Annotated in this window: 11 protein-coding genes; 4 read left to right on the top strand and 7 right to left on the bottom strand. The window is 63.5% G+C overall.

What is annotated here, in order from left to right:
* The first annotated feature begins 3 nt into the window (after window positions 1-3).
* Entirely contained in the window at window positions 4-867 is an 864-nt protein-coding gene (locus B0G38_RS07130; protein ID WP_264668782.1) for a 3-hydroxyacyl-CoA dehydrogenase family protein, read from the top strand.
* A gap of 105 nt (window positions 868-972) precedes the next feature.
* Here B0G38_RS07130 and B0G38_RS07125 read toward each other — a convergent pair whose 3' ends face one another.
* A complete protein-coding gene (locus B0G38_RS07125) occupies window positions 973-1,917 on the bottom strand; it encodes an SGNH/GDSL hydrolase family protein (protein ID WP_264668781.1) in 945 nt (314 codons plus the stop codon).
* A 94-nt stretch (window positions 1,918-2,011) separates the two neighbouring features.
* On the opposite strand from B0G38_RS07125, the gene B0G38_RS07120 reads away from it, so the two are divergent.
* Together B0G38_RS07120 and B0G38_RS07115 are read left to right on the top strand one after the other, a co-directional pair.
* Window positions 2,012-2,623 carry a GNAT family N-acetyltransferase gene (locus B0G38_RS07120; RefSeq protein ID WP_264668780.1) on the top strand — a complete coding sequence of 204 codons (612 nt, stop codon included), beginning with the start codon at window positions 2,012-2,014 and terminating at the stop codon, window positions 2,621-2,623.
* Window positions 2,624-2,627: 4 nt separating this feature from the next.
* Window positions 2,628-3,341: a tyrosine-protein phosphatase gene (locus B0G38_RS07115; protein WP_264668779.1), complete on the top strand. Its 714-nt coding sequence runs from the start codon at window positions 2,628-2,630 to the stop codon at window positions 3,339-3,341.
* Window positions 3,342-3,650: 309 nt separating this feature from the next.
* Here B0G38_RS07115 and B0G38_RS07110 read toward each other — a convergent pair whose 3' ends face one another.
* Window positions 3,651-4,085: a PaaI family thioesterase gene (locus B0G38_RS07110; RefSeq protein WP_264668778.1), complete on the bottom strand. Its 435-nt coding sequence runs from the start codon at window positions 4,083-4,085 to the stop codon at window positions 3,651-3,653.
* Between the two features lie 165 nt (window positions 4,086-4,250).
* Here B0G38_RS07110 and paaZ point away from each other — a divergent pair, with 165 nt between their 5' ends.
* Window positions 4,251-6,323 carry a phenylacetic acid degradation bifunctional protein PaaZ gene (gene paaZ, locus B0G38_RS07105; protein WP_264668777.1) on the top strand — a complete coding sequence of 691 codons (2,073 nt, stop codon included), beginning with the start codon at window positions 4,251-4,253 and terminating at the stop codon, window positions 6,321-6,323.
* 30 nt (window positions 6,324-6,353) lie between these two features.
* Here the strand turns inward: paaZ and B0G38_RS07100 are convergent, their stop codons facing one another.
* From B0G38_RS07100 to B0G38_RS07080, 5 genes are all read right to left on the bottom strand, one after another.
* A complete protein-coding gene (locus tag B0G38_RS07100) occupies window positions 6,354-7,004 on the bottom strand; it encodes a nicotinamide mononucleotide transporter (RefSeq protein WP_264668776.1) in 651 nt (216 codons plus the stop codon).
* 66 nt (window positions 7,005-7,070) lie between these two features.
* Window positions 7,071-7,700, bottom strand: coding sequence for a TetR/AcrR family transcriptional regulator (locus B0G38_RS07095; RefSeq protein ID WP_264668775.1), 630 nt, complete (start codon window positions 7,698-7,700; stop codon window positions 7,071-7,073).
* A 31-nt stretch (window positions 7,701-7,731) separates the two neighbouring features.
* Window positions 7,732-9,072: a phenylacetate--CoA ligase PaaK gene (gene paaK, locus B0G38_RS07090; RefSeq protein ID WP_264668774.1), complete on the bottom strand. Its 1,341-nt coding sequence runs from the start codon at window positions 9,070-9,072 to the stop codon at window positions 7,732-7,734.
* 14 nt (window positions 9,073-9,086) lie between these two features.
* Window positions 9,087-9,578, bottom strand: a complete 492-nt coding sequence (locus B0G38_RS07085; protein WP_264668773.1) for a hotdog fold thioesterase — start codon at window positions 9,576-9,578, stop codon at window positions 9,087-9,089.
* Window positions 9,579-9,749: 171 nt separating this feature from the next.
* Window positions 9,750-11,978 carry a S9 family peptidase gene (locus B0G38_RS07080; RefSeq protein WP_264668772.1) on the bottom strand — a complete coding sequence of 743 codons (2,229 nt, stop codon included), beginning with the start codon at window positions 11,976-11,978 and terminating at the stop codon, window positions 9,750-9,752.
* Window positions 11,979-12,125: the final 147 nt, after the last annotated feature.

Raw genomic sequence — 12,125 nt, 5'->3', positions numbered from 1 at the left:
CACATGGAAACAGTAGATACGGTACCTAGCAAAGTAGGCGTGCTCGGCGGCGGCCGCATGGGTGCAGGCATCGCCCACGCGTTCCTGACCGCCGGTGCCGAGGTGGTGGTGGTGGAAAGGGACGACGACGCCGCGGAAGGCGCGCGCCGCCGGGTCACCGATGCGCTGCTCAAGAGCGTGCAGCGCGGCACCACCACCGAGACCATCGAGGCGCTGACCCAACGGCTGTCGGTTTCGGTCAACTACAACTCCTTCGGCAGCTGCGGCCTGGTAGTTGAAGCCGTACCGGAAGACTTCGAACTGAAGTCGACGGCGCTCAAGGCCGTGGAAGCGCAGCTGCCGCCGAACGCCTGGCTGGCGACCAATACCTCTTCGCTCTCGGTGGGCAAGCTCGCCGAACAGCTCGAACGGCCGGCCAACTTCTGTGGTCTGCACTTCTTCAACCCGGTGCCGGCTTCGCTGCTGGTCGAGGTGGTGCTGGCCGAGGAGACCTCGGAAGAGTTGGCCGCTGCGGCCCGGTCATGGGTCCAGTCGCTGGGCAAGACCGCCGTCGTCGTCAATGACGCACCCGGCTTCGCTTCATCGCGTCTGGGCGTGGCCATCGCTCTGGAAGCCATGCGCATGGTGGAGGAAGGCGTCGCCTCGGCGGACGACATCGATGCGGCCATGGTTCTCGGCTACAAGCACCCAGTGGGACCCCTGAAGACCACGGACATCGTGGGCCTGGACGTCCGCCTAGGCATCGCCGAGTATTTGCACTCCACCCTGGGGGAGCGCTTTGCGCCGCCGCAGATCCTGCGGGACAAGGTGGCCAAGGGCGAGCTCGGACGCAAGAGCGGCAAGGGTTTCTTCAGCTGGGATAGCTAGGCACGTCTGAGCCGCCATAACTAAGCAGGCAAACAATCGCCCGTCGGAGAGCTTCTCCGGCGGGCGATTGTTTATAGGCTTCTGCGCTTGCGATGGACCTCTGGTCTAGTGTCGCAAGGAACGCACTACCGGCTTCAGGACTTTCGCATAGCCGTTCTCGTAGCCTTTTTCATTGGGATGGAAGTTGTTGGGATGTTGCAGATTAGTGGGATCGAAATTGACCCACGGTTCGGATGATCCAATCCCATGATTCCGGAACCGCTTGGTCACATCTACGTAGTCGACCTTGGATCCGGAATCTTCCGCAGTCCTCTCGATGATGGTGTTCAGGGTGTCCACGCCGTCGTTGAATACCTTTGCGGCTTCGGGGGACAAGGGCGAGGCTGTGGCACCTTCGGTCGAGAACAAATGCGGATAGCCGAGGGCGACGATAGTCGCATCTGGCGCCTCATTACGAATCAGTTTGTAGTCTTTTTCCAGTGCCGGGGCGACCTGCTTTTCGGCCACGAAGACGGCTCCGGCCACTGCGTCGTTGCAGTCCTTCAACGTCAGCTTTGCGCATGCGTAAATGATCGTGCCAAACGAGACGTCGTTTCCACCTGCGGTGATGGCCACTAGGTCTGTGTGCTCGCCGAGATCATCGGTAGCCGCAAGAATTTGATCGGGAACGTCCGGAACATCCGGATCATCGTCGATGTCAACCAAAGCCTTGGCACCCGAGCAGGCTGCATTGGTAGCGTTGACAGCGTCGCGGCGCTCTTCCAGAGCTTCGGCATACCCGGAGTCTGTAATGCCGCAGTTCGCGCCCGGAAGCACAGTGCTGTCCATGAGTGTGCCGGCGCCGATGCCGGCGGAGTAGGAGTCGCCGAGAACAACCAGATCGACGGAGTCCTCGTGGGCGACGGCAGGAGCGGCAACTGAGCCAGCTACAAGACCGGCAACCAGAACTGTCAGCGCTCCTAGGCGCTTAGTCAGACCGGTACGGCCGTGAAAGTTAGCATTCATGCGTCCCAAAATACCCGTGGCGGCTGCCGACGTGGCACGTTTCACGTCGTGTCGGCCAACAAGAAGTTTTGCGACACGCCGATGGGATGCCTCGCATTTCCAGGATCCCAAGGTTTTTCCAAGGTCCTATGATGAGTCCATGTCACTGTTCGAGCCGCTGACCCTGACCGGTAAGTACGTCCGACTGCAGCCTTTGCGCAGGCGTCACATGCCTGAACTGGAGGATGCTGTACGCGATGGCGAGCTGTGGAACCTCTGGTACACGCGGGTTCCCTCCCCGGAGACGATGGAACTGGAGATCCGCCGCCGGATGGAAAAACAGGACCAGGGGACCATGCTGCCGTTCACCGTCAGCCGGCTTTCCGATGGCATCGTCCTGGGTATGACCACCTTCTGCAACATCGATACGGACACCCCGCGGGTGGAGATCGGCTACACGTGGACCCGGGCCAGCGCGCAGGGGACCGGAGCGAACCCGGACAGCAAGATGGTCCTGATGACGCATGCCTTCGAAAAGCTCGGCTGCCGCGCAGTGGAGTTCCGGACGCATTGGATGAACCATCAGTCCCGCGAGGCCATCGAACGGCTCGGCGCGAAGCAGGACGGCGTGCTGCGCAACCACACAAAAATGCCGGACGGGACCGTGCGCGACACGGTTGTCTACTCCGTGCTCGATTCCGAGTGGCCCATAGTCAAGCGCGGTCTCCAGGCCCGGCTGGATAAGGTGCGTACCGACGCAGGGGACCGGTGAGGGCATGACGGCACGGCTGGATCGGATCCGCCCGATGGAGTGGGAGGGCGCGGTCAATGCGCGCCGGATTGCCGGGGACATTTTCGGTATGGGCCGTTCTGAATGGCTGACGGAAACCGGCTGGCGCCAGATGTACGACGACGGTGTGCGCACCGTTATCGATTTGCGGAACGTGGGGGAGCGCTCGCGCCGCGAGACGGATCCCGAGGTCGCGGCCGAGGTCCGCTCGCCCTTTACCGTGCTTAACTGCCCGACGGAAGAACCCGACCACGAGGAGTTCCGTGAGCTCAGCGGGCCCTACCTGAGCCATCCGCGTTCCTACCCGGACAACCTCCGGCTCTTTCCGCACAAGATCACAGCGATAGCCCGGACCCTCGCAGAGGCGGAGGGCGCCGTCGTTATTCATTGCTCGGCCGGACGCGACCGCACCGGACTCATCGCGATGCTGCTGCTGAACCTCGCCGGCGCGGACACCGGCACCATTGCGGACCACTACGAGTTCGGCCTGCGCGGCATCAACGAGTGGCACCGCATTAGTCCGTACCGGCATCCGATTGAGCGGTATCTTTCGGGCCCGGAGCTCGCGGCGCGGATCGAGGACACGCGCGCCGCAGTAGAGGCAGCCGCGGAAGGTTTCGACGCCGCACAGTACCTGTTACGGAACGGACTGGGCGAGTCGGAGCTGCGGCAACTGCGGACCCGGCTGCATCTGGACTGACTTTGGCGGCGGTGGCAGCTTCCCCAAGCTGCCACCGCGGCCTTCCCCAACGCCGCCGAGGGACTCATGCATACACGGTGCTGCACTCGGCGGTCCGCCCGCTGCCGTCGTCATGTTCGTCTTGAACGTGCGGGGCAGGAGTCCGCGGATGGTGGCTGCTTTACCGTCAGCAATTTCTGCTGGGCGGTCTGCCGGGCCTCCGCTGACGCCGGTGCGGGCTTCGTGCTTGAAACACTACCGGCCGGTTAGGGGAGAAGGGGGATCTTCACTACTCGATTTTCTACTGGACTTTCATGAGTAGCAGGCGGACTATTCGCCGGCTTTGGGACGGTCCAGAATCAGGTTCGTGATGCGCATGGAACAGAGCCGGCGTTCCTCGTCGTCGTATATCACAACCTCATGGCTGGTGGTGGTGCGGCCTAGGTGGATCGCGGTGGCCACGCCCGTGATCGTGCCGCTGCGTGCTGAACGGTGATGGGTGGCCGAGACATCGACGCCGACGGCGGAGCGCCCCTTGCCGGCATGGATCACGGCAGCCCAGGACCCGATGGCTTCGCCGAACGCCAGTGAGGCACCTCCGTGCAGCAGGCCGAAAGACTGCCGGTTCCCCTCCACCGGCATGGTGGCGACCACGCGCTGGGCAGATTCTTCCAGAATCTTGACGCCCATCTTCTCGTCCAGTTCGCCGAGGACGATCTTCCATGGCTGGTCCTGCTCGTTTTCTGTCTTGATATCCGGCTGCATTAGTCGATCCTGACCCTTCCGTCCTGTTGGCTTCGGACGCATTCATGTAGTGTAGACATGTTACCGAACGACCGTTCAGTTTGTTTATCCTGCGTTGTTCAGATGCTTGTCGATACTGTGGACGATACTGCGATTCGTCCCCAGAGAAGGAAAGGGCAGTCAACGATGACCACAACCTCCGTTGGTGTTGAATTTGTGCCGAGTTTCGTCCAGGACGCCTGGTGGACGCCGGAATCCGGGGTAACCGGTACCGAGGTCCGTGACGCCAGCACAGGCGATGTGCTGGCCCAGGTGAGCACGGACGGGTTGGATCTGGCAGAAATGGTCCGGTACGGCCGCAGTGTCGGCCAGACCGAATTGGGCAAGCTGACCTTCCACCAGCGTGCGCTGAAACTCAAGGAACTGGCACAGTTCCTCAACAGCCACCGTGAAGCGCTTTACGAGCTCTCCCACCGCTCGGGCGCCACCAAGATCGACAATATGATCGACATCGACGGCGGCATCGGCGTCCTTTTCACATTCGGATCCAAGGGCCGGCGTGAACTACCCAATTCCCAGGTGGTCATCGACGGGCCCGCCGAGGTGCTCGCCAAGGACGGTTCCTTCATCGGTGAGCACATCTACACCCGTATCCCGGGTGTGGCCGTGCAGATCAACGCCTTCAACTTCCCCGTCTGGGGCATGCTGGAGAAGTTCGCCCCGGCGTTCATCGCGGGCGTTCCCACCATCGTCAAGCCGGCCACCCCCACCGGCTACGTCACGGCCGCCGCGGTCAAGCTCATTATCGAGTCCAACATTCTGCCGGCCGGCTCCCTGCAGCTTATTTCCGGTTCCGCAAGGGACATGCTGGACCACCTTGACTACCGCGATGCGGTCTCCTTCACCGGTTCGGCAACCACCGCCAACCTGCTGAAGTCCCATCCGAATGTCGCCCAGGGCGGTATCCGCTTCACGGCAGAAGCTGACTCCTTGAACGCAGCGATCCTGGGTCCCGACGCCGTGCCGGGAACCCCTGAGTTCGACGCCTTCATCAAGTCGCTGGTCACCGAAATGACGGCCAAGGCGGGCCAGAAGTGCACCTCCATCCGCCGCACCATCGTCCCGACCGAGCGTGTGCAGGACGTCATCGACGCCGTGCGGACGCGGATCGAGGAGCGGGTTGTCGTCGGCGATCCGCGGGCCGAAGGCGTGACCATGGGCGCCCTGGCTTCGCTGGAGCAGCTTGCCGACGTGCGCGCGGCAGTTCAGGAAATGCTCGACGCCGGTGGCGAACTGGCGTACGGCACGCTGGATTCCCCGAAGGCCACCATGCAGGACGGAACCGTGGGGAGCGTCGGCGACGGCGCGTTTATGTCCCCGGTGCTGCTGAAGTTTGCCGACGCCGAGGCGGAGGCGGTGCACTCGCGCGAGGCGTTCGGGCCGGTTTCCTCCGTCATCGGCTACAAGGACCTGGATGACGCCATCCGGCTCGCGGCCATGGGCTCAGGCTCCCTGGTCGCCACCGTCGCTACCAACGACCCCGAGACCGCGCGCAAACTGGTCACGGGAATCGCCGCCCACCACGGCCGCGTGCTGGTGCTCAACCGCGAGGATGCGCGCACCTCGACAGGCCACGGCTCCCCGGTGCCGCATCTGGTCCATGGCGGCCCGGGACGTGCAGGCGGCGGTGAAGAGCTCGGCGGCATCCGTTCCGTGCTGCACCACATGCAGCGCACCGCGGTCCAGGGCTCGCCCAACATGCTCACGGCGATCACCGGTGTCTGGCATACCGGCGCCGACCGCAACTTCGATGAAGTGCACCCCTTCCGGAAGAACCTCGCCGAACTCAAGATCGGCGATGCGCTGCGCTCGGACCTGCGGCAGGTCACCCTGGAGGACATCAGTGCCTTCGCAAACGAGACCGGGGATACGTTCTACGCGCACACTAACCAGGAAGCTGCGGAGGCCAATCCGTTCTTCCCGGGCATCGTGGCGCATGGCTACCTGCTGATCGCCTGGGGCGCAGGCCTCTTCGTGGAGCCTGCGCCGGGGCCGGTGCTCGCCAACTACGGTCTGGAAAACCTGCGCTTCATCACGCCGGTTGCGGCCGGCGATTCCATCCGCGTGACGCTGACCGCGAAGCGGATCACGCCGCGTGAAACGGACGAGTACGGCGAGGTTGCCTGGGATGCAGTCCTGACCAACCAGAACGATGAGATCGTTGCCACCTACGACGTGCTGACGCTCGTCGAAAAGTAGCAGCGGTTACGGTTACTCTGCCAGGCGGTATCAGCTGCCGGCAGGGTGAGCCACCGGAGCAAGGCGGCCCTGATGATTCAGGGCCGCCTTCCATTTAAGCAGTCCGAAGACGTAGAGACCCAGGACGACGGCGGTATAGGCGAATGCCGCAGGCGGGGCCGGGACCAGCAGGGCCAGGCTGGCCAGGTTCAAGGCCCCGAACGCGGCACCGACATACCAGGACTCGAAGATGCCGTGCGCGAATCCCAAGTACATCACCAGCGGCAGGGACGACAGCAGGCTGCTCAGGACGTATCCGGGTCCGACAAAGGACAGCAGTTCGGAGCCGGCAAAACCGGTGATCAGGGTGAAGAGGATCAAGAGCCCGGCCGCGATGCCCCACTCCACCGGGTGCGCATGTCTTAGCGGGATGGAGGCGGTAGCGCCGTCTTTGTATAACTGCCAGCGCCATAGGCCGTAGACACAGACCGCGAGCGTGAGCACTGGACCGAAACTGGTCCGGATGCCTTGGGCCTGGATGCTGAGACTGAGAAAGGCGATGGTGGTGGCGATAGGAAAGAGCCAGGCCCAGCGGAACCTGTAGGCAAAGAGTGCAATGCCGGCAATGGTGAGACCCATATTCGCCAGCGATATCCAAATATACGGTCCGGTTTCCCCTGGAAAATCCGCGAACCAGTCCATAACGTCCCCCTGACGCCGATTGGTTGCTGCCAGCCTAACAGTCCGGCGGCCGGGGGCGGGAGACTCTCAGGCGATAACGCGGGCAGCCGTTGGCAGGTGAAGACCGTCGAACATCATGGAAATCAGGTCATCGGCCAGCTTTTGCGAGGTCAGCTTTCCACCGGGTTTGTACCACTCGACGATGGAGTTAATCGTGCCGAAGAGCAGGCGCGTGGTGGTGCGCGGATCGATATCGCTGCGCAGGCTGCCTTCTTCGCGGGCCGCGTCCATCAGGGCCGCAACCTTGTGGTCGAACTCGCGGCGGCGTTCCAGTGCGTTGCGCTCCACCTCGGTGTTTCCGCGCAGCCGCAGCAGCAACGTGACGTAGGGGAGTTTTTCCGTCAGGACGTCGATGGTCCGGCGCAGCACGTACTCCAGCCGGTCATCCGCCCGGCCGGCGGAGGCACCGGGCTCTTCCAGAATTGCTTCCAGCGAGCCCAGTGCCTCCTCCAGCGCCAACCGCAGCAGGTCCCCCTTGGACGGAACATGGTGGTAGATAGCGCTCTTGGAAATGCCGAGGTTTTCCGCCAGGATGCCCATGGAGGTCGCCTCGTAGCCATGCTTGTTGAAGACGGTGACGGCTACGCTCAGCACTGACTGCTGGTCGTATCCCGGACGTCCGCGCCGGGCTGTTTCCGGATTCTTTGCCTTCACCATGACAACTATCTTTCCATGAACGTTCGGTCGGTCAGCTCTCGAGCTTGCGCAGGTCATAGACCCGGCGGAGCTTGCCGTTGGACCGCTCGAGGGAGCCAGGTTCAACGATGTCGATCCGGCAGCTGGTGCCGACGTGGATCTTGATCTGCTTCTGCAGGTCCTTGGCAGCCGTGGCGGCGGTTTCGGCCGTGCAGTCGTCGCGGCGTTCGATCTTCACGGTCAGCTCGTCCATCCGCCCCGGCCGGGTGATTTCGAGCTGGAAGTGCGGGCTCAGGCCCGGAACCCGCAGCGCGATTTCCTCGATCTGGGTGGGGAACAGGTTCACGCCGCGCAGGATGATCATGTCATCGCTGCGCCCGGTGATCCGGCCGATGCGGCGCATGTTGGCCCGGCCCGTGCCCGGCAGCAGCCGGGTCAGGTCGTGGGTGCGGTAGCGGATGACCGGCATGGCTTCCTTGGTCAGCGAGGTGAACACCAGTTCGCCGTGTTCGCCGTCGGCCAGCACTTCATCCGTTGACGGATCGATGATCTCGGGGCGGAAGTGGTCCTCCCAGATTGTGGAGCCGTCCTTGTAATCGATGCACTCGCCGGCTACGCCCGGACCCATGACTTCGGAGAGGCCGTAGATGTCGCAGGCGTCAATGTCGAGCTTGGTTTCGAGCTCGTGCCGCATTTCCTCGGTCCACGGTTCGGCACCGAGCACGGCAACCTTCAGTGAGGTCTGGCGCGGGTCCAGGCCCTTGCGTTCCATGGCATCAACGATGGTCAGCAGGTAGGTGGGGGTGCAGAGGATGGCATCCGGCTCGAAGTCCTGGATCAGCTGGATCTGCTTTTCGGTCTGGCCGCCGGACATGGGGATAACCGTGCAGCCAAGCTTTTCGGCACCGTAGTGTGCGCCGAGGCCGCCAGTGAAGAGGCCATAGCCGTAGGCGTTATGGACCTTCCAGCCCTTCTTGACGCCGGAGGCGCGCAGCGACCGGGCGAACAGCGTCTCCCAGCGTTCAAGGTCGCCCTTGGTGTAGCCGACCACCGTGGCCCGGCCAGTGGTGCCGGACGAGGCGTGAATGCGGGCTACCTCGTTCTGCGGAACCGCAAACATGCCGAACGGGTAGGACTGGCGGAGGTCTTCCTTGTCCGTGTATGGGAACTTCGCCAGATCCGCCAGTTCCTTCAGGTCCTCCGGGCGCACGCCGGCGTCGTCGAACTTCTTCTTGTACATCGGCACACGTTCGTAGGCGTAAGCCACGGTGTGCTGCAGGCGCGCAAGCTGAAGGGCTTCGATTTCGTCACGGCTCATCAGCTCCTCGGGATCGAGGGTCTCGGGCTCAGCCGGAGTGGACTTGCGGGCTTTCGTTCCGGTGGTGGTGGTCATCAAAGAGGTCCTTGCTAGTGCTTTTTGGCGGCGGGGTTGGGTACGGTGCGCGATCTGCCGCGGAACTCGGCGAGGACTTCCTCGCCGCTCCCGGACTCCTGGGTCACGCGGATGTCGTACAGACCGCTGCGGCCGGTCTGGTTGACGAGGGTGGCAGTGGCAGTCAGTTGACGGCCGGAAAACCCCGGATTCATGAAATTAACATCGACGCCGGAGGCAACGGTAATGGTGCTGCCGTCACCGTGCGGATCATTACAGGCCAGTGCGAAGGCGACGTCGGCGAAGGCGAAGATCATGCCGCCCTGCGCCATGCCGAAGCCGTTGAGCATCTCGTCCCGCAAGCGCATCCGGATGACAACATCACCGAACTCCGCGCGAACCAGTTCCACGCCCATCCACGCGGCTGCCTGGTCGTTGACGAAGGCCGGATGGAAGGGCGCAGCAGATTCCGCGGCCGGGCTGTCGGGGTGCCCGCCGAGGTTGGTGTCGACGTCGATTTCCGTCATGTGGGCCCCTCGCTGTTCTTTACCGAATGTTCATTAGGTAATCCTGATTTGTGAGCCAAGTCAAGTCATCCCAGTCAGCAGAAGGCACCAGCAGCACCCAGCCGGAAGCGAGGCTGCCGCAGAAAGCTGCAACAGCCTCGCCGTCGCACTCTCTCCGAGGGGGCTAAATAACTAGATCAGTTCGCGGGCATCCAGTGCCGCAAGGACGAAGGCGTAGTCCCAGGCCCGGTCCTTCCAGGCTTCGTACCGGCCCGAGGCACCGCCGTGGCCGCCGTCCATCTCGGTCTTGAGCACAATCGGCTCCGTTGCCGTGGTGGCCTCGCGCAGCCGTGCCACCCACTTCGCCGGCTCCACATAAAGCACGCGGGTGTCATGGAAGCTGGTCACCGCCGCGATGCACGGATAAGCAGCCTCATGCACGTTCTCGTACGGCGAGTAGGACTTCATGTAGGCATAGACTTCGGGGTCCGTGATCGGATTACCCCATTCTTCCCACTCCAGGGCCGAGAGCGGCAGGTCCGGATCAAGGATCGAGGTCAGCGGGTCCACAAACGGCACCTGGGCCACAATGGCCGCGTACTTTTCCGGCGCCAGGTTGGCAATGGCACCCATCAGCAGGCCGCCGGCGGAACCGCCCATCGCGGCAATCTGCGCCGGATCCGCCCAGCCGGAAGCCGCCAGCCAGTCGGTGGCGTCGATGAAGTCGGTAAAGGTGTTCTTCTTGGCCAGCTTCTTGCCGTCGTCGTACCACTTGCGTCCCACCTCGCCGCCGCCGCGCACGTGCGCAATGACGAACACGACGCCGCGGTCCAGCAGTGACAGCCGGGCGGTGTTGAAGCCCGGATCCATGCTGAGCTCGTAGCTGCCATAGCCGTAGATGAGCGCAGGATTGGCGGAATTGCGCTCCACCGTGGCCTTGCGGACAACCGAGAGCGGAATCTTCGTCCCGTCCTGCGCGGTGGCCCACGCCCGCTCGGCGACGTAGTCCTCGGACCGGTAGCCTCCCAGGACCGGCGTCTCCTTGCGCAGGAACAACTCCCCGGTAGCCAGTTCGTAGTCGTAAACCCGGGGCGGCGTCAGGAACGAGCTGTAGCCGAGCCGGATGACCGGCGCGTCGTAGTCGGAGCCGCCGACACCGGCGGTGTAAAGCTCCTCGTCGAAGTCCGGCTCCACCGGTTGCGCCTGCCCGGGCGTACCCAGCCCTGCCAGCGGGATGATCTGGACCCGCTCGATCGTGTCTTTGCGTACGGAAAGCACCACGTGCGTAGCGGTGACCCCGGCGCCGTTGACCCGCACGCCGTCGTCGTGCGCTGTGACGGTATCCCAGCGCTGCTGTGCCAGCGGCTTGGCGAACTCGGCCGCGTCCACCACGGAAACCATGGAGTTGACCGCGTCCTTGTTGTGCGTGAGCAAAACCTTCTCCACCCCGTCGAGCAGGAACGGTTCGGCCTCGTAGAGGATGCGCTCGTCGCGCGAAATGATGGTGCACAGGCCTGCATCCTGGTGCACGAAATCAAGCAGGCGGGTCTCGCTGTATTCGGAGCAGCCGATCCCAATAACCAGGTGCCGGCGGTCGGCGGAGAGCTCGAAACCGGTCCACATTGCGGGATCGTCTTCCTGATAAACAACGACGTCGGAGCTCACCTCGGTGCCGAGCGTGTGGGATTTGATCTGGTGCGGCCGCCAGGAATCGTCCACCACGGTGTAGAAGACCTGGGTGCCGTCGGGGGAGAAGGCCAGCGAATAGAAGACGTTCTCCACCACGTCCGGCAGCAACTCGCCGGTCCGCAGGTCCTTGATCCGCAGCGTGAACCGCTCGTCTCCGGCGTTGTCCACGGCGTAGGCATAGAGGTTGCCGTCGCGGGTGACCGCCGCGCCGCCAAGGGAGAAGAAGGGGTGGCCCTCGGCCTCGGCGTTGCCGTCCAGCAGGATCTGCTCGCCCGGCACTTCGGTGCCCGGTTCAACCTGCGGCGGGGTCCAGTCTGCCTCCGTGTCACCGGTGTCCTGTGCCTTGACGCGGCATTGGATGCCGTACTGCTTGCCCTCTTCCATCCGCCCGTAGTACCACCAGCCGTCCTTGCGGACGGGGACGGAGAGATCGGTTTCCTGCGTGCGGTTCTTGATCTCGTTGAAGATCGCCTCGCGCAGCGGCTGCTGGTCGGCGGTGACGGCGTCGGTGTACTGGTTTTCGGCCTGCAGATGGGCCGCGACCTCCGGATTCTCCTTCTCGCGGAGCCATTCGTAGTTGTCCACGAAAGTGTCACCGTGATGGGTGCGCTCCACCGGTTCCTTCCGTGCGACCGGCGGCTGCGGCAGCCCTGCCGGCAGAGTCTGGCCGGCCGGGTTGGCAGTGCCGGTGGTAGGGGAGTCTGCTGCGGTGTCTGCGGGAGAGTGGCTCATGCCCCAAATATATAGACCGGGTTCCGTGTGGCCGCCAGGTTTGGCTGACAGGTGAACCGAACGCTCGGCGAGTGACGCTTGACGGGCTCGTCGACGTGACTATATCCTGAACGAACGGTCGGTAAATATTTCGCGCCGGAAATTTCC

Source organism: Crystallibacter permensis, from assembly GCF_025960875.1.
Classification (GTDB): Bacteria; Actinomycetota; Actinomycetes; order Actinomycetales; family Micrococcaceae; genus Crystallibacter; species Crystallibacter permensis.
The sequence above is the reverse complement of the archived record's forward strand: the minus strand, read 5'-3'. Positions and strand labels throughout refer to the sequence as shown.

Coding starts and splice junctions, on each gene's coding strand:
- B0G38_RS07100 (WP_264668776.1), bottom strand. CDS start 7,004: ATGGACTGGTTCGCGGATTTTCCAGGGGAAACCGGACCGTATATTTGG.
- B0G38_RS07120 (WP_264668780.1), top strand. CDS start 2,012: ATGTCACTGTTCGAGCCGCTGACCCTGACCGGTAAGTACGTCCGACTG.
- B0G38_RS07110 (WP_264668778.1), bottom strand. CDS start 4,085: ATGCAGCCGGATATCAAGACAGAAAACGAGCAGGACCAGCCATGGAAG.
- B0G38_RS07130 (WP_264668782.1), top strand. CDS start 4: ATGGAAACAGTAGATACGGTACCTAGCAAAGTAGGCGTGCTCGGCGGC.
- B0G38_RS07115 (WP_264668779.1), top strand. CDS start 2,628: ATGACGGCACGGCTGGATCGGATCCGCCCGATGGAGTGGGAGGGCGCG.
- B0G38_RS07080 (WP_264668772.1), bottom strand. CDS start 11,978: ATGAGCCACTCTCCCGCAGACACCGCAGCAGACTCCCCTACCACCGGC.
- paaK (WP_264668774.1), bottom strand. CDS start 9,072: ATGACCACCACCACCGGAACGAAAGCCCGCAAGTCCACTCCGGCTGAG.
- paaZ (WP_264668777.1), top strand. CDS start 4,251: ATGACCACAACCTCCGTTGGTGTTGAATTTGTGCCGAGTTTCGTCCAG.
- B0G38_RS07095 (WP_264668775.1), bottom strand. CDS start 7,700: ATGGTGAAGGCAAAGAATCCGGAAACAGCCCGGCGCGGACGTCCGGGA.
- B0G38_RS07085 (WP_264668773.1), bottom strand. CDS start 9,578: ATGACGGAAATCGACGTCGACACCAACCTCGGCGGGCACCCCGACAGC.